The sequence below is a fragment of the Virgisporangium ochraceum genome, assembly GCF_016863655.1.
GTDB lineage: Bacteria > Actinomycetota > Actinomycetes > Mycobacteriales > Micromonosporaceae > Virgisporangium > Virgisporangium ochraceum.
The window spans coordinates 120,601-137,452 of sequence record NZ_BOPH01000098.1; the positions used below are offsets into that span (position 1 = coordinate 120,601).

Annotated in this window: 11 protein-coding genes; 4 read left to right on the forward strand and 7 right to left on the reverse strand. The window is 75.1% G+C overall.

Features of this window, described 5'->3' with window-relative positions:
* Positions 1 to 8 precede the first annotated feature (8 nt).
* Entirely contained in the window at positions 9 to 1,190 is a 1,182-nt protein-coding gene (locus Voc01_RS36200; protein WP_203932162.1) for an ROK family protein, read from the forward strand.
* Here the strand turns inward: Voc01_RS36200 and Voc01_RS36205 are convergent.
* Positions 1,171 to 1,569, reverse strand: a complete 399-nt coding sequence (locus Voc01_RS36205; RefSeq protein WP_203932163.1) for an MmcQ/YjbR family DNA-binding protein — start codon at positions 1,567 to 1,569, stop codon at positions 1,171 to 1,173. The genes Voc01_RS36200 and Voc01_RS36205 overlap by 20 nt on opposite strands.
* A 4-nt stretch (positions 1,570 to 1,573) precedes the next feature.
* A complete protein-coding gene (locus Voc01_RS36210; RefSeq protein WP_203932164.1) occupies positions 1,574 to 2,404 on the reverse strand; it encodes an alpha/beta fold hydrolase in 831 nt (276 codons plus the stop codon).
* A gap of 115 nt (positions 2,405 to 2,519) precedes the next feature.
* Here Voc01_RS36210 and Voc01_RS36215 point away from each other — a divergent pair, with 115 nt between their 5' ends.
* Positions 2,520 to 5,939, forward strand: coding sequence for an NACHT domain-containing protein (locus Voc01_RS36215; RefSeq protein ID WP_203932165.1), 3,420 nt, complete (start codon positions 2,520 to 2,522; stop codon positions 5,937 to 5,939).
* Here the strand turns inward: Voc01_RS36215 and Voc01_RS36220 are convergent.
* Positions 5,932 to 7,185, reverse strand: a complete 1,254-nt coding sequence (locus tag Voc01_RS36220; protein ID WP_203932166.1) for a hypothetical protein — start codon at positions 7,183 to 7,185, stop codon at positions 5,932 to 5,934. The two genes, Voc01_RS36215 and Voc01_RS36220, sit on opposite strands and share 8 nt — an antisense overlap.
* Complete coding sequence (locus Voc01_RS36225) at positions 7,182 to 8,738, reverse strand: alkaline phosphatase D family protein (RefSeq protein WP_203932167.1); 1,557 nt, start codon at positions 8,736 to 8,738, stop codon at positions 7,182 to 7,184. Before Voc01_RS36225 ends, Voc01_RS36220 begins: the two co-directional genes overlap by 4 nt.
* Positions 8,739 to 8,773: 35 nt before the next feature.
* Here Voc01_RS36225 and Voc01_RS36230 point away from each other — a divergent pair, with 35 nt between their 5' ends.
* Positions 8,774 to 9,724 (forward strand): ADP-ribosylglycohydrolase family protein, encoded by a 951-nt coding sequence (locus tag Voc01_RS36230; protein WP_203932168.1) that lies wholly within the window; start codon positions 8,774 to 8,776, stop codon positions 9,722 to 9,724.
* Positions 9,725 to 9,734: 10 nt separating this feature from the next.
* Here the strand turns inward: Voc01_RS36230 and Voc01_RS36235 are convergent, their stop codons facing one another.
* The gene (locus Voc01_RS36235) at positions 9,735 to 10,325 is read right to left on the reverse strand and encodes a hypothetical protein (RefSeq protein ID WP_203932169.1); all 591 of its coding nucleotides are present in this window, start codon (positions 10,323 to 10,325) and stop codon (positions 9,735 to 9,737) included.
* A 41-nt stretch (positions 10,326 to 10,366) separates the two neighbouring features.
* Positions 10,367 to 10,825: a pyridoxamine 5'-phosphate oxidase family protein gene (locus Voc01_RS36240; RefSeq protein ID WP_203932170.1), complete on the reverse strand. Its 459-nt coding sequence runs from the start codon at positions 10,823 to 10,825 to the stop codon at positions 10,367 to 10,369.
* 24 nt (positions 10,826 to 10,849) lie between these two features.
* Between Voc01_RS36240 and Voc01_RS36245 the strand changes: the two genes are divergently transcribed.
* Complete coding sequence (locus Voc01_RS36245) at positions 10,850 to 11,218, forward strand: helix-turn-helix domain-containing protein (RefSeq protein WP_239160722.1); 369 nt, start codon at positions 10,850 to 10,852, stop codon at positions 11,216 to 11,218.
* Here Voc01_RS36245 and Voc01_RS36250 read toward each other — a convergent pair.
* Positions 11,202 to 16,751, reverse strand: a complete 5,550-nt coding sequence (locus Voc01_RS36250; RefSeq protein WP_203932172.1) for an SCO7613 C-terminal domain-containing membrane protein — start codon at positions 16,749 to 16,751, stop codon at positions 11,202 to 11,204. The two genes, Voc01_RS36245 and Voc01_RS36250, sit on opposite strands and share 17 nt — an antisense overlap.
* Positions 16,752 to 16,852 lie beyond the last annotated feature (101 nt).

Consider the following 16,852-nt stretch of genomic DNA (forward strand, 5'->3'; position numbering starts at 1 on the left):
TGATGGCGATGTCACGAAACGTTTCGGAGGCCGTCCGGCAGCGCAACCTCGGTACGCTGCTGCGCCTGGTGCACGTCGGCGGGCCGGCTTCGCGCTCGACGCTCGCCCGGCGGATGGGGCTCAACCGGAGCACGATCATGGCGTTGACCGGCGAACTCACGTCGGCCGGGCTGATCTCGGAGGACCGGCCCCATGTGTCGGGACGCGCGGGGCGGCCCTCGATCGTCGTGCGTCCGTCGTGCGACCGGGTGTACGTCCTGGCCTTCGACGTGGCCGTCGACCGGCTCGTGGCGGCGCGGGTCGGGCTCGGCGGGATCGTGCTCGACCGGCGGGTCGCCGTGCGGCGTCGGGCCGGGGCCGACCTCGACGACGTGGTGTCCGTTCTGGCGTCATTCGGACGATCGCTGCACGCGGCGGCGCCGGCCGACGCCGTGTGCGCCGGCGTGGGCGCGTCGTACTGCGGGATGGTGCGGCCCGACGACGGCATGGTGCACTTCGCCCCCGACATGGGCTGGGTCGACCAGGCGTTCGGGACGTCGCTGTCCGACGCGCTCGGCCTCGGGCTGCCCGTGGTGGTGGGCAACGAGGCCCACCTCGGCGCCCGGGCGGAGCACCTGCGCGGGGCGGGGGTCGGGTTCAAGAACCTGGTCTACCTGCACGGCGATGTCGGGGTCGGCGGCGGGATCATCGTCGACGGGCGGCTGCTCGACGGCGAGGCCGGGTACGGGTGCGAGCTCGGACATATCGTGCTGAACCCGGTGGGCGGGCGGGCGTGCAACTGCGGGTCGCACGGGTGCCTGGAGGCGGAGGTCGGCGAGCGGGCGCTGCTCGACCTGGCCGGGCGGCCGTCGTCGCTGTACGGGCGGTCGGCGGTGCGGTCGGTGGTCGACGCCGCGGCCTCCGGTGAGGACGCCGCCTGCCGGGCTCTGCGCGAGGTCGGTGACTGGCTGGGCATCGGCGTGGCGAACCTGATCAACCTGTTCAACCCGGGGGTGGTCATCTTCGGGGGGATGCTGCGCGACGTCTACCCGTCGTGCGCGGAGCAGGTGCAGGCGCGGATCGCGAACAACGTGCTGGCGGTGTCGCGCGAGGTGCGGCTGTGCGTGTCGGCTTTGGGTGACGACGCGTGCCTGGTCGGGGCGTCGGAGCTGGCGTTCGCCGGGCTGATCGCTAACCCGTTGCCGCGTTGAGTTTCGCGACCCGCCGCGGGCCGGCGGTCTGGCGGTAGCTGGCGTCGAGCAGTTCGTTGATCTCCGCCCAGTCGGTGTCCTCGTCGAGGTCGACGCCGAGCCAGCCGCTCGGGCCGAGGTAGGCGGGGACGTAGCAGCGCCCGTCTTCGAGGAGCGCCTCCCGCTCGTCGCGCGGCAGGAGGACGACGACGGAGTGCTCGTGCTGCCGGTACACGCCGTCGACCTTGACCGAGCCGCCGTAGTAGGCGAACACCTTCGTCGTGTAGAAGGCCGGGTGGCCGTGCGAGACCTTCTCGGCGGCGTCGGGGAACGCGAGGGCGAGCGAGCGGACCCGCTTCAGCAGCGGGTCCCTGTCGTCGAACATGATCGGGTGGCCCATGGGTTCATTGTGCGTGGGCGGCGATGAGTTTCGTGGACTCGTCGGGGCGTTCCAGGGGTGGCAGGTGCCCGGTGTCGGGCAGGTCGACCCTGCGTGCGCGGGGGACGGTCCGCGCGATCTCGTTCTGCAGGTCCTGGATCCAGGGGGCGTCCTCGGTTCCGTTGACGACGAGCGTGTTCGCGGTGATGCCGCCCAGGTTCGGCGGACCTGTCTCCTTCTCCCGCGACGGTGGGCCTGACCACAGGCGGCGGAAGACGCCGGTGGCCATGTCCATGGCCTTCGCGTAGACCGCTGCGTCCATGGTCGACGGATCCCGGCCCGGGCCGGCGATGAGGAAGCGGCCGTGCGCCTCGGCCATGGCACGGGCGTCGCCGTCGCGGACCGGTTCCCCCCGCTGGTACGCCGCGATCCGCTCGGCGGGCACGGCGGGGCGGACGTGCTCCTTCACGTACTCCTGCATCGGCTCGGGCCAGGTGCGCCCGTTCAGCCCGGCACAGAACAGCACCAGCCCGGTGACCCGCTCCGGCGCGGCGAGCGCCACGTCGACGCAGTGGCCGCCGCCCATGGAACAGCCGACGAGCGTGGCGTCCTCGACGGCGAGCGCGTCGAGCAGGGCGAGGAGGTCTTCGGCGTGGGAGTAGGTCCCTGTGGCGTCGGCCGAGTCTCCGTAGCCGCGCCAGTCGTAGCGGATGACCCGGTTCGTCTCCGTGAGGTGCTCGAACTGGTGGTCCCACATGCGCCGGTCGGCGAGCGCGGCGTGCGAGAAGACGATGGCCGGGCCGCTGCCTGCCTCGTCGTAGGCGAGCCGCGTGCCGTTGACCTCGATGTCCCCCATGGGTCTGGACGTTATCGGCGACCTCGGGCCGTTCGCTGGCCCGTCCGCTGTCAGCGCAACCGTCACCTGTGCGGGTGGTGCGCGCGGTGTCGACGTTCCGTTAGCGTGATGCCCCATGGTGCGGCCCTTGAGGTACGCCGACGCGGTCGCACTGCTCGGCGGCGACAGCCCAGCGGTGGCCGCGCTGGACCGCGCGCTCGGCGGGGCGCTGCTCGCGGCGACGGGCGGCGGAGTCGAAGTTGTGGCCAACCTGCTCGGCGCCCGCACGGAGGCGGTCCGGGTCGGGCACGAGCTGGTCGGCACCCTGCGGGACCGGATCCGCGGATACTCGCGGTTCGACCGGACCGAGCGGCTGATGGCCGCGCACACGGTCGTGGTGATCACGTCGTTCTTCGAGGCGTTGAACGAGACACCGCTGCCCATCGACCTGCGGGCGGTCGAGCTGACGGCGGAGGACCAGCTACGGCTCGCCCGGACGGGAGCCTCGGAGCGGTCGATGGTGCGGTCGCTGCTGAACGCACCGGTTCCGATCCCTGGGCCCGGGATGGCGTTCGAGACCGTGCTGGAATGCCTGGAGACGGTCTACCGGCAGCTGGCGGCCGACTGGCTGGCGTTCGTCGGAGGGCTCGCGGTCTGGGACCGGATCGACGAGACCAACCAGCGGGCCGTTCGCACAGCGCTGATCGAGGCGGTGCCCGGGGACGCGAAAGCCAGGTACGAGATCCAGTACCGGCAACTGGCCCTCGACGCGCCGGAGTTCGCACTGTGGGCGGGGCAGCAGGAGCATCAGGCAACCCGGCGGTCGCTGGCCGCACTGGAGAGCGCACTGCGGGACCTGTCGGTCGGCCGTGCCCTCGACGACCGCCGGGCGGCACTGGCGCGGTTCCACCGTGCGGCACTCACCCGGTCGGTACTGTCCGAGCGCGACGCGCCGGACGGGGTGGTCATCCCGACATTGCTGGCGAGCTACATCGACCCCGACTACCGCGTCGTGACCGACCACGCCGGTTGTTCACCGGCGAGTGAGTCGCTGTGGGAGTCTGCCGCGGTCGCCACGGATCTGGCGACGTATCTGGCCGGCTACCTGACGTCCGCGGTGGCGACCGAAGCGCCGATGGTGGTGCTGGGTCAGCCAGGCGCGGGGAAGAGCGTGCTGACGCGGATCCTCGCGGCCCGGTTGCCGGCCGAGCAGTTCCTGGCTGTCCGGGTCGAGCTGCGGGAGGTCCCTGCCGACGCCGACGTGCAGGATCAGGTCGAGCACGCGATCCGTATGGCCACCGGTCACCGGATCAGCTGGCCCGACCTGAGTGGGAACGCCGGCGATGCCCTGCCCGTGATACTGCTCGACGGGTTCGACGAGCTTCTACAGGCCACCGGCGTGAGCCAGACCGACTATCTGCAGAGGGTGTCCCGCTTCCAGGAGCGCGAAGCCATCCAGGGCCGACCGGTGGCGGTGGTCGTCACCAGTCGAACCGCGGTGGCCGACCGGGCGCGGACTCCGGCCGCCAGCGTGCTACTGCGGCTGGAGCCGTTCCGGCCCGAGCAGGCCGACGAGTGGCTGCGCATCTGGAACCACGCGAATGAGGACCGGTGGGCCTCGGGCGGTCTGAAAGCACTCGACCAGGCCACGGTGCGCCGCCTACCGGACCTCTCGGCGCAGCCGTTGATGCTGCTGATGCTCGCGCTGTACGACGCCGACTCCAATGCGTTGCAGCGGCAGATCGAAAGTGATCTTGACGAAGCCGGTCTGTACGAGCAGCTGCTGCGGACGTTCGCCGCCCGCGAGGTGGGCAAGGGCTCAGATGGCCGGTCCGATGCCGCGATCGGGAAGATGGTGGATGACGAACTGCTGCGGCTGTCGGTCGTGGCGTTCGCGATGTTCAACCGGGGACGGCAATGGGTCACCGAGGCGGAGCTCGACGCCGACCTGAAGGTCCTGCCCGGCGAACCGACCCGCCAGGGTGGCCTGCGTGCCGATCTCGGCGGAGGCGAGACCGCGCTGGGACGGTTCTTTTTCATCCAACGCGCCCGGGCGGTGCGGGAGGGTAGGACGCTGTCGACGTACGAGTTCCTCCACGCGACGTTCGGCGAGTACCTGGTCGCCCGTCTGGTGCATCGGCTGATGACCGACCTGGCCGCACTGGAGAGGGCCTCTGTGGGAGTAGCGTTCGACGCTGGCGGCTGCAAGGACGGTCTTGTCCATGCGCTTCTGTCGTTTGCTCCCCTCGCCACTCGCGGCCCGGTGCTGACCTTCCTGCGGGAACTGGCCACCAGAACCCGGTCCGGGCCGGACGAGCTGGCTGCGCTACCGGTGTTGTTGTTCACGCGACTGGAATCCCGGACCGATGACGGCAAGTACGCCGTGTACCAGCCGGCGCCACTGTCCGCATGGAGTCGCCACGGCCGGTACAGCCTGAACCTGCTGCTTCTCGCCACGGTGTACGGCGGAGGCGTTCGCGCGGGCGTCCTCTTTCCGGACGCGGCGGACGTCGTGGTTTCCTGGCGTCGCTATGCCCACCTGTGGCGCGCGGCGCTCACCGCCGAGGAGTGGTCGACCGTGCTGTACGCGGTCCGGGTGTGCCACCGGTGGGTCGACGGCGTCAGGGACCTGACAATCGACCTCGACACCGAACCCGAGCGACCGGTCGACCCGATCGACCTCTTCTGGATGTACGACGTTGCCGCCATGCCCGGTGGGTCGGACGGGCCACGCGGATGGCGGTCCGACGGAACCCACGACCTCGCACGTCACGTGGCGTTCACCGGCGACGCCGCGACGGGCATCGCCGCTCAAGGGCTGGAACCGATCTTCCCCTACCTCGCCGAACTCGCGCTGGTCATGGTCAGCCCGGCGCATCGTGACTGGGACCGGACCGGCACACCCGATCCACGGCCCCGGACCGTCCTCCACGACCTGCTCCGACTGACCGTCGCCCGGGCGACAGGCACACCGCTCGACGATCTGTCCAGGACCTACCTCACTCTGTCGAAGGCCCTCAACCGGTGGCGTGGCGCATTCTCCGCCGGTACGTCGAGGGCGGCGCGCGCCATGGTCCTGTCCCATCTTCGGGACCACGCGCGCGAGCTCCCGACGGCCGATCTCGATGAGATCCTCGCGTTACTCGTCGACGGGTCCACTCGGGGACGGGACGACGAGCTGGTGGTCGATGCCGTCGTCGACCATGTGGCGGTAGTCCGGCCCGCCGCAGACGAGTGGGCGGAGCTTCGGCAACGCGTGGAAGGGATTGTCGTCGGTTCGACCGGTCGGACGTACGTCCTCTGGCTGGTCGGGCTTCTGGAGGCCGGCGTCAGGATGGACGCAGCGGCCATCGAACTGGTGAGCTGGGACGAGATCGAGCGGCAGGACCCTCGTCTGGTTGCCCGGGCACGTGCGGCGTTCCGACTTGCCTTCGATCGCGACCTCGATGAGGAAGTTGCGGTGATGCGCAGCCTGATAGGGGACTCCGGCCGCGGGAGGGCGGCGTCCGCCCCGACCCGGGGCGAGCACCCGTTCGAGTTCGAGGCGTTCAGCTGACCGCCTCGTGCGGAACGCGGCGGCGTGGTGGGCGGGCCAGCCGCCGACGGAGGAGCCGCCACCACGGTGCCACCGCCACGAGGAGCAGGACCAGCACCAGCGGCGCCGGCCACCACCACGCCACCGCCCGCGGCGCGGTGAAGGCGGGTGGCCGCGAGACCCACGCCGACGACATCTTCGACCACGCGACGAACGCGTCCCCGACCGGAACCACCCCGAACCCGTACCGCTTCGTCCGTGGGGTGGACACCGGAAGGCCCGCCAGCTCCCCGTAGCTCGCCAGCGCCGTCGCCAGCGCACGGTCGCCCTGTACGCGGGCCGCGCCGATGGTGACGACCGTCGCGGAGAGGCTGGTGCCGAGGACCAGGGGACCCGAGTCGACGTCGCCGGTGGCGTGGGTGACGAACGCGGGGTACTCGCGGACCGCCGGGCCCAGGCCCAGGGGCCGGGTCACGTAGAGCTGCCGGAACCGCAGGTACTGCTCGCGGGCGAAGGTGGGGTCGATCTCCACCAGGAAGCGGGTGATCATGCTCTGGGACGTGCCGCGGGCGACCTCGCCCGCCTCGCCGGTCTCCGGGTCGGCGGTGTGGGGGAGCAGGCCGGTGGCCGGGTCCAGGCGCGCGCGGACGTCAGCCACCCACCGCGTCGCGGTGTCGGCGTAGCGGGGTGGCAGCAGCGTGTCGTGCAGGCGCAGCGACGCCATGGCCACGGTCGAGTCCACGGGCCAGGCCTGCCCCGGGTACGCCTGCAGGAACGGCGTGGAGGCCGCCCCGAACGCGGCGGCGATCTCGGCGGAGTCGGCCGCGAAGCGCTCGGCCTCGCCCGCGTCGCGGCGGTCGGGGGGCTGCAGGCTCAGCACGCCTCCGCGCAGCCAGTTCGTCCAGCCACGGTAGAAGATCCCATTGGACGGCGTGAGCGCGGCACTGAACGGCGCCCTGCCCGCATCGGTGTCGAGGTGCGCCAGTGCCCAGCGGGCCTCCCGCAGCGCCTCGGCGCGCCCGGCCTCCGGCTCCAGCCGGCCGACCTCCACCCAGGTGAGGCCGTACAGCGCGTACAGGAAGAAGTACCCCTCGGGGAACGACCGTTGCGCCTCGACGGCCGCTCCGCCCCGTAGCGCGTCTCCTATGAACGTGAGCTGCGCGCGGACGCCGCTGTGCGCGGAGACGGCCGGAACCGCCAGGCGGACGACGCCCCCGACGGACAGCACGGTGACCAGCGCGCCCAGCACGGCGAGGACGCGCCTCACGCGGCGACCCCGCTGATGCCGCGGACGCCCGCGGCCACATGGAAGCGGCCGGCGGTGGCGATCGGCGAGGCGGGCGCCCGGACGGTGTCGACGACGCGCAGCGTGGCGTCGAGGCCCTCGGTGGTGAGGTCGCAGACGAAGTAGCCGCGACGGTTGTCGATGTAGCGCCAGTGCGGGCTCTCGGCCATGATCGGGGTCCACTTGCGCCGGAAGCCGTCGCGGTCGGGGTCGCCCTCCGAGGTGAGGGAGCTGCCGACGAGCTCGGCGCCGACGACCGGGGTGTCGGGGCGGTCGAAGTCCGGGCGCAGGTCGCTGACCCAGGTGGCGTGGCGGTCGCCGGTGATCACCACGGGGTTCGCGACCGTGGCGAGGCGTTCGAGCAGGCGGCGACGCTGGGCGCGGTAGCCGTCCCAGTTGTCCCATTCCCACCACTCGCCGGGGCCGGCCTCGTGGTCGACGGACGCCAGCTGGGTCTGGTTGGCGATGAGGTTCCACCGCGTGGCGGAGGAGGCGAGCCCGTCGAGGAGCCAACGTTCCTGCTCGCCGCCGGTCATCGTGCGGGACTGCTCGTTGGCGCGCTCGATCGAGCCGGCGTGGCGCGAGCGGTACTGGCGGGTGTCGAGCACGTGCAGGGTCGCGAGGTCGCCGAACGTGAGGCGGCGGAAGATCCGCGCGGACGGGCCGCGAGGCAGCGCGCCGCGGCGCAGCGGCAGGTGCTCCCACCAGGCCTGCAGCGCGGCGGCGCGGCGGCTGCGGAACGCGTCGGGGGTCTGCTTGTCGGGGTCCTGGGGGCCGGTGCCCTGCCAGTTGTTGTCGACCTCGTGGTCGTCGAGGGTCACCACCCAGGGCGCGGCGGCGTGCGCGCGCCGCAGCTCCGGGTCGCTCTTGTAGTGGGCGTACCGCGCCCGGTAGGCGGCGAGGGTGTACGGCTCGTCGGTGCCGTCGTGCTGCCGCAGGGCGTCGGGGTCGCGCCGGTCCTCGTAGATGTAGTCGCCGAGGAACGCGACCAGGTCGACGTCCTCGGCGACCAGGTGCGGGTAGGCGGTGTAGTAGCCGGCCTGGTAGTTCTGGCAGCTGGCGAACGCGAACCTGACCGTCCGCACGCCGGGGGCCGGCGCGGTGCGGGTGCGGCCCGTCTCCGACGCCTCGCCGCCGGCCAGGAAGCGGTAGAAGTACCAGCGGTGCGGGTCGAGGCCGCCGACCTCGACGTGTACCGAGTGGCCCAGCCGCGGCGCCGCCGGCGCGGTGCCCGAGGCGGCCAGCCGGGTGAACCGCTCGTCGTGGGCCACCTCCCAGCGGACCTCGACGGTGCGGGCGGGCATCCGGTCGGGCGCGAGCCGCGTCCACAGCACGACGCCGTCGGGCGCCGGGTCGCCGGAGGCGACGCCGAGCGGGAACAGGTCCGCCGGTAGCGGTTCGTCGGGACCGGGCCGGGGGACCGGGTGCGCGAGGTCACCGGCGAGCAGGGCCGGCCCCACCATCAGTCCCGCGACCGCCTTGCCCGCGTCGGCGACGAACCGACGCCGACTGATCGGATAGGACAGACCCGGCACCCGGGCAATGCTAACGATCCTGGAATCATCGTCGGATGACGACGGTGCGGAATAGGATCGCGGGCGGGTTGCTGGGGGTGCACGCGGGCGACTCGCTCGGTGCCACGGTGGAGTTCTCGCCGTGGGCGGAGATCCGCGACCGCTACCCCGACGGCCTGCGCGACATCGTCGGCGGCGGCCCGTTCCACTGGCCGCCCGGGCACGCCACCGACGACACCGACCTCACCCGGGCGGTGCTGCTGGCGTACCTCGAGCCGGGCGACGACGTCGTCCGCACCGCCGCCGACCACATGATGGCCTGGTACGACGGCGCGTGGCCGGGCCGCGAGCCGGGCAGCCGGCCGGTCGACATCGGCAACGCCACGTCGTGGGGCCTGCGGAAGTACCGGCGCACCGGCGATCCCCGCGACGCCGGTGCGGGCGCCGGCCGGGCGGGCAACGGGTCCCTGATGCGCTGCATCCCGACGGGCCTCGCGGTCGCCGACCGGGAGCGGCGCGTCCGCGAGTCGATGGAGATCTCCGCGATCACCCACGACGACGAGCGCTGCACCGTCGCGTGTGCCGCGTACAACGAGATCGCCGCGGCGCTGCTCGCCGGCGCCGACCCGTCCGACGCGGTGACCGAGGGCCGCGAGGCGGCGAAGGACCTCGCCGTCGTGGCCGAGGCTGTCGAGTTCGGACGCTCGCTGCGGCCGGCCGTGCTGGCGGCGCACGGCCCGGGGTCGGCGCTGGAGGCCGAGGCCAGCGGGTACGTGCTCGACTCGCTGGTGCTCGCGGTCGCCGCCGTCCTCGACCCGCGCCCGTTCGCCGACGTGGTGGTCGACGTGGTGCGCGTGGGCCGCGACACCGACACCAACGGCGCGATCGCCGGCGGTCTGCTCGGCATCCGCGACGGGGTCGACGCCATCCCGGCGCCGTGGGTGGCGACCCTGCAGTTCGCCGACGAGTTCACCGCCGCCGCCGACCGGCTGGCCGGCCGGTTCTGAGTGGCCCGGGTCAGCTGACCGCCATCTGCCCGGTGGTGCCGGTGACGGTCCAGCCGGTGGCGTCGCGGCGCAGGACGTAGGTGAACCACGTCGCGCCCTGGCAGGCGACGAACCCGTGCACCGCCACCTGTGCCGTGTCGGTGCCGGTCGGCGCCGCCGGGCCGAGCGCGACGAACACGCCGTCGTCGCGGACCAGCCGGCAGGAGTCGCCGGTGGTGGCGGCGTCGAGGGACGGGACGAACGTGAGGTCGGTGCCGGAGACCGACTCGATCCGCTGCTGCTGGGCGGGCGTGAGCGGGCTGGTGGGTCCGGTGCCGACGGCGGTCATGGGGTCGGCCGCCGCGGCGTCGAGCCGGTCGAGGACGAAGACGACCGGAAACGTCCTGCCGGGGAAGGAGTTCTCCCGACCGGTGAGGTACCGGGCGATCGCCGCCGCGTAGACGTCGACGGGATCGGCGCCGGCGGGCGCCGGCGCGCTCGACCCTGGCCCGCCCGACCCTGGCCCGCTCGGCGCGGGGGCGCCGGGCGTCCGGGTCGGCGCCGCACCGGCGCATCCGGCGACGGTCAGGGTGAGGAGGATCGCGGCCACCGCTCGTGTCATGGCCCTACGACGTTCCACCGCCGTTCCGGGTTCCCGCCGCGTCACACCACCCAGGCGCCGTCGCGCATCAGGGTGCGGCCGGCGATCTCGTTGGCCTCCCGCCAGGCCTGGACGCGCTCGGGCCGCAGCACGAGGTAGACGTAGCCGTCGGGGGAGGTGCGCGGGTCCCAGTCGGACTGGCCGGCGTACCCCTCGGCCAGGTCGGCGGGCGCGTCGGCCACCGGGACCGAACTGTCGAGCGTCACGTCGACCATGACCACGTCGCGGGTCGCGCCGAGCCCGACCCGGGCCCGGCCGGCGGCGGCGACGTTCCGGGCGGTCACCGACGACGCCGCGACGGCGACGACGAGCCGGTCGCCGGTCCAGTGGACGGACAACGGGACCAGGTGCGCGCCGCCCGCACCGGCGCTGGCCACCCAGCCGTCGAGGACGGGGGCGGCCAGCCGGGCGAGCGTGTCGGTCCTGCGCTGTTCGGCGGAGCGCGGTTCAGGGGCGGGCATGCGGACCAGTATGGCCGCCGGCCGGTGCCGCCAGCGCCCCGACCGACCACCCGGCGAGGGCGGCGTCGACCTCGGCCGCCGTCGGCGTGCGGTCGCTGGCCCACGTGGGCCGACCTGGCGGCGGCCGAGCTACGCGCCACCGGCGAGACCGCGCGCCGGCGCGAACCCGGGACGCTGACGCGGCTGACCCCGCAGGACGTGCAGATCGTGCGGCTGGTCGCCACCGGCGTCACCAACCGCGAGGTGGCGGCGCAGCTGTTCCTCAGCCCCCGCACGGTCGACTACCACCTGCGCAAGGTCTTCACCAAGCTCGACGTGACCTCGCGCGCCGAACTGATCCTGCGCGCCGGCGACTTCACTGATGCGAACGCGGGCGTCAGCGCATCTCCCTGACGGTCGTGCGGAGCAGCCTCAGGTCGCGGCGGCGGCGCTCGTAGGTGGCGCCGACGGTCACCAGGAGCAGGCCGCCGGCGGCGAGCGGGATCCAGCGCGGGACGTCGTCCCACCACACGATCAGCTCGTGCAGGCTGACCAGCACGAGCACCACCGCGCCGACGACCACCGGCGCCTGCCACCGCCGCGCCCCGCCGACCAGCACCACCGCGATCGCGGCCGCGCCGAGGAGCAGGCGGCGCAGCGGGGCGTCGGTGTGGAGGAGGGCGAGGCTGGGCAGGAACGCGGCGGCCAACGCCGGTCCGAACGCCACCCAGCTGCGGATGGCCGGCCCGCGCCAGATGAGCCCGCCCACGAGGGCGAACACCGCGAACGGCAGCGTGTACGCCTCGATCAGCCCGATGTCGGCGGCGAACAGCAGCATCCACCAGGCCAGCAGCTCGGCCACGCCGGCGACCGGCGCGAACCACCGGCGTCCGGCCCGCAGGGCCGACAGGCCGAGCACCGCCCCGTACCCGATCAGCACGGTCGCGGTCCCGCGCAGGGAGGCCGACGTCACCACCGCCGCGACGGCCGCGACCCCCGACACCGCCTCCAGGGCGACCACCTCGGCGGGGTGCCGCCGCAGCCGGTCGAGCAGCGCGGCCGCGCCGAGGAGCACGACCGCCACCAGGAAGGGCCCGGCGGCCAGCGGAACACCGTCGAGGTCGGCGGCGGCGAGGCTCGCCAGCACGAGCCCGCCGACGGCGGCCACCAGCCAGCCGGCCGTCCGCCCGACGGCGTGCCGGCCGACGGCCCCGGCCACCACCCCGGCCCCGACGGCGACGCCGAGCGCGGCGAACGTGGTCGGCCGGGTCGCGGCGGCGCCGGCGAGCGCGGCGGAACCGGCGACGACCGTGATCACGGAGCACAGCGACGTCGTCAGGCGGGTCGGGAGGTCGGCGGTGGCGGGCATGCGGGCGGCGGCGATGCCGGCGGTCACGGCCACCGCCAGCGCCGCGACCACCGGCGCCGGCCACGGCGACGGCACCGCCACCGGCGTGACGAGCACGGTCGCCGCCACCGGGACGAGCAGCGCCGGCACGAGCCAGCGTCGCCGGTCACCGAACCACAGCAGCCCGGCCACCCCGACCGTCAGGAGCGCCAGGGCCGGCAGCGCCGGGTCGAACCCGGCCCGCTCCGGGATCCCGTCGGTGGCCCACCGGTACGGGCCGACGAGCGCCGCGCCGAGCAGCGGCACGACGAACCCGACCACTACCAGCGCCGGGACGATCCACGGCAGCACGCCGGGCCCGTGCGGCTTCACGGCCGCCGGATCCGCCACCGGGGGCCGGGCCCGCCACGGAACCAGCACGGCCGCGGCCATCCCGAGCACCGCGACGACCGCGACGTGGGGCGCGGTCGGCCCACCCGGAGGCATGGCGAGCACCCCGGCACCGGCCAGCGCGACGCCGGTCCGGGCCCACGGCCCGTACGGGCGCCGGGCGAGCACCGCACCGGCCAGCACCACCCCCACGGCCGCCACGGTGACGTGCGGCATCGCGACGGGCGGGTCGAGCGTGCGGAGCCAGGCGGCCGCGGCCGCCGGCGCCGGCGCGAGCGCCAGGAGCACCGCCCCGCCACCGGTGACCCGGGCCGCCGGCCGCGCGCGCCCCGCGACGGCGGCGACGAGCGCTCCGGCCGCCACCAGCGCCGTCAGGGTCATCGCCGTCGAGCCCGGTCGGGCCAGGGCCGCCGCGCCGCCGTACAGCGCCAGGGCGGCGGCGGCACCGGCGGCCGTGGCGGCCGTCCCGGGGCGGCCGAGGCGCGTGGCGAGCAACCCGTACGCGGTGGCGGCCACGGTCGCGGCGGCCGCGGGCGTCCACCAGGGCAGGCCCGACCCGATCGGACCGTGCACCGCCGCCAGCGCCACCAGCACCAGCGCGGACGCCGGAGCGGCACGGGCCACGCGGACGCCGGTCGTGCCGGCGTCACCACCGCTGCCGCGGACCGCGAGCGCGGCGACGGCCAGGACCAGTAGGGCGGCCGCCGGCTGCCAGCCGAGCAGGTCGACGCCCGGCGGCACCGGACGCGGCCAGCGGCCGAGGTCGGCGCCCCACGGCGACAGGACCGCGACCGTGTGGGCGGCGTCGACGACGGTGGCCAGCGCCGCCACGACGGCGACGGCGCCACCGGCGATCGCCAGCCCGCCCAGCGGGCCCGACCGCCAGTCGACCGGCAGCCGCCGCACCACGAACGCGGTCCCGGCGACGACCCCGGCCGTGGTCAGCACCGGCACCCCCGGGACGAGCAGGGCCACCAGCTGCGACATCTCGGCGACGAACGCCAGCGTCGCCCCGCCGGCCCCCCGGCTCTCCCGGCGCCGCCGCCACACCCGTGACAGGGCGCCGACGAGCAGCAGGGCCGCCGCCAGGTGGTCCCATCCGGTGGCCGACGGGACGACGGCCGCGACCACGACGCAGACCAGCGCGCCCGCGACGGCGCCGACGGCGGGAAGCTGTGCGCGCCGGGCCAGCCCGATCAGCGACGCGGCGCCGAGCGCGAGGCTGGCCGTCGCCAGCCCCAGCGACAGCACGAGCGCCGGGCGCGCCGACAGCGTGGCCGCGGTCGCGGCGGCGGCGCCGGGCAGGGCCGCGAGGGCACCGCCGACCGCGGCGTCACGCAGGCGGTCCACCCGCGTGAGGACCGCGACCAGCACGCAGACCGCCACCGTCGCGGCGAGCACCGCCGCGGTGGTGCCCGGCCGCGCCAGCGCGACCACGGCCGCGTGCAGCCCGAGGACAGCGGCGGGACCGGCGGTCACCAGGATGTCGCGGCCGCGGCGCAACCGGGCGGCGACGAGCGCGAACGCGGTGCCGGCGGCCCCACTGAGCACGATCGGCGTCCACCAGGGCAGGGCGAGGGCCGCGGGCAGCGCCAGCACGACGGTCGTCACGCCGAGGATCGCCGGCAGGCGCCGGTCGCCGGGCAGGCCGACCGCGGCGGCGACCGCCACGAGCGCCAGGGCGGCCGGCACCTGCCAGCCGAGCACCGCGACCCCGTCGGCGAGGTCGGCCCAGGCACCGAGGTCGGTCGTCCACGGTGGACGGACGGCCGCGATGGCCGCCGCCAGCGCCGCGCCCCCGGCGAGCGGCACCGCCACGGCGGCCACGGCCGCGCCGGCGACGGCCGCGCCGTCGCGCACGCCGTGCCGCAGGCGCAGGCCGACGCCGGCGGCCACGGCGACGAGCGCGGCGGCGACCGCCAGCCCGGAGCCGGACACGGTGGTGGCGGCGAGGTCGGACAGGACGGCGATCGTCGCGACGACCGCGCCGGCCGCGAACACCGGATACCGGTGGCGCACCGCCACGAGCCCGAGGAGGGCGACGAGCGCGGGCAGCGCGCCGGCGACGGCGTCGAGACGGCCCGCGACGGTACCGGCCGCGACGACGCTCAGGCACCCGACGACGGCGCCCGCGACGATCGGCGCCGGGAACCACCGGCTCGAGAACGCGGCGGCGACCAGGACCGCGGCGGCCATCGCCACGAGCGCGACCGCCCGGACGGCGGGGCCGTCCGTTCCGAGGGCGACGGCGAGGGCGACCGCCGCACCGGGCGCGGCCGCGACCGCGGTGCCGAGCGCGGTCGCGGCGATGACCGGCGCGCTGCGCCACCGCGTGGCGAGCCCGGCCCCGCCGAGCACGAGCGCGCCGAGCACCGCGGCCGTCTCGGCCGGCTCGCCCAGTGAGACGCCCACCGCGACCAGGGCGAGCACCGCCGCGGCGGCGCCGCGCACGGCGGCCTCGGCGCGGGCGGCGGCCTCGGAGCGCGCGGCGGCCTCGGAGCGGTCGGCGGTGAGAAGCGTCGACACGCCGAACGCGAGGGCGCCGACGACCGTGACGGCCGGGGCGCTCCCGGTGGGTAGGGCGAGCACGGTCGCGGCCAGCCCCGCCACCACGCCGTGGTGCCGGCCGGCCCGGTCGGGCAGGGCGGTGGCGGCGGCTGTCAGGCACAGCACGGCCGGCGCCAGGGCCGGTCCCGGATCGAGGACGCCGCCCACGTGGCCGGCGACCTGCAGCAGCGTCCAGCCACCCACCACGCCGGCGACCGCCCACGTGCCGGCGCCGGCTCCGGCGCGCCACGGGTCCGGTAGCGCCCGGACCCCGTACGCGAGCACCGGCACCAGCGCCGCGAACGGCAGCACCCCCGCCTCCGGAACGGCCAGTGCCACCGGGACCCCGAGCGCCAGCACCGCCGCGACGACCGCCGCGCCGGCGGCGAGGGGCCGCTGCCGGTCGACGAGGTGGGCCAGTTCCACGGTGACCCCGGCCGCCGCGAGCAGCGCCACGCTCGCCGGCACCGCGATCAGGGCCGAGGGGGCGGGCAGCAGCGCCACGGTCGCGGCCATCCACGCCGCCGTGAGCGTGACCGCGATGAACAGCCACGTGAGCACGCGCCGGCCGGTGGCGACGCCCGACCCCGGCGAGCCGCGCAGCCATCGCAGGATGGCGAGGTCCTGTGCCGCGACCGCGGCCGCGAGGATGCCGACGCCGGCGTAGACGACGGAGCCGGGTGGCGGCAGCACCGGTCCCGGCGCGCCCGACCCGTCGCCGGAGCCGCCCGTCGCGGTACCGACCACGAGCAGCGGCAGCACCGGTTGCACCGCGAGCAGCGCGACGAAGCCCGGCGTGTGCAGCGGTGCCAGCCGCCGGTAGCCGGCGGCCACGCCGGCGGTGACGAGCAGGACCAGTCCCGCGTAGGTGGGCGCGGGCAGCAGTCTGTCGACGCCGAAGAGCCCGAGCGAGTGCGCGGCGTACCCGTCGAGGCCGACGAGCAGGAGGGCGACCGCGCTGATGGTCTCCGCCGTCGCGGCCAGGCCGCGCCGGTTCAGCAGCCACGGGACCGCGAGCGCGACCATCGTCACGGTGCCGAGGATCGCCGCCCGGCCCGCCGGCCCGAACGTCGTCCACGCGACGGCGGTGAACGTGATGGCGGCGACGCCTAGCAGCAGGCCGCCGAGCGTCAGGAGCACGGCCTGCACCGAGAGGGCCGAGGCCTCGTCGGTGGACGCGGGGCCGGGGTCCGCCGGACGCTCCACAGTGGACGCGAGTACCGCGGCCGGCCGGGCGGTCGGCGCCGGCCGGGCCGCGGGCACCCGCGCGGGTGCGCCCTTCGGGTGTGCTGCTTTCGGGGGGACCGCTGTCGGGGGCACCGCTTTCGGTGGTGCCGCCTTCGGGGGCGCCGCGTGCGGGGGAGCGGGTGGCGTCGGCGACGCCCACCCACCCGGCTCCGCCGGCGGAACCGGCTCGCGCACCGGTGGTTCGGCGCGCGTCAGCGCGAGCGCCAGAATGGTGCGGCGCTCGTTCAGCGTGCCGCGGTCGGTGACCAGCGTCGTCCGTTCGCGACGCAGCACCTCGACCCGCTTGTCGAGACGGGCGAGCTCACCGTCGACCTCGTCGATGCGGGCGCCGAGGCCCGCGAGTAGGAGGTCGAGCTGAATCAGCTCGTGATTTCCCGGCGGATCGCCGGTGGTAAATCCGGATTGACCCCGCATGCCCCGCAGAATGCGGACGCGAACGTATCGAACCGATGAAGAAACACATTCGCGCGATCAACGGGAATCAAATCGTTGCCGCCCCGAAACCGCCGGAACCG

Bases quoted from the DNA above. Each gene is read 5' to 3' on its own strand.
- Voc01_RS36215 (WP_203932165.1), top strand. From the start codon at position 2,520: ATGGTGCGGCCCTTGAGGTACGCCGACGCGGTCGCACTGCTCGGCGGC.
- Voc01_RS36230 (WP_203932168.1), top strand. From the start codon at position 8,774: ATGACGACGGTGCGGAATAGGATCGCGGGCGGGTTGCTGGGGGTGCAC.
- Voc01_RS36240 (WP_203932170.1), bottom strand. From the start codon at position 10,825: ATGCCCGCCCCTGAACCGCGCTCCGCCGAACAGCGCAGGACCGACACG.
- Voc01_RS36250 (WP_203932172.1), bottom strand. From the start codon at position 16,751: ATGCGGGGTCAATCCGGATTTACCACCGGCGATCCGCCGGGAAATCAC.
- Voc01_RS36210 (WP_203932164.1), bottom strand. From the start codon at position 2,404: ATGGGGGACATCGAGGTCAACGGCACGCGGCTCGCCTACGACGAGGCA.
- Voc01_RS36235 (WP_203932169.1), bottom strand. From the start codon at position 10,325: ATGACACGAGCGGTGGCCGCGATCCTCCTCACCCTGACCGTCGCCGGA.
- Voc01_RS36205 (WP_203932163.1), bottom strand. From the start codon at position 1,569: ATGGGCCACCCGATCATGTTCGACGACAGGGACCCGCTGCTGAAGCGG.
- Voc01_RS36200 (WP_203932162.1), top strand. From the start codon at position 9: ATGTCACGAAACGTTTCGGAGGCCGTCCGGCAGCGCAACCTCGGTACG.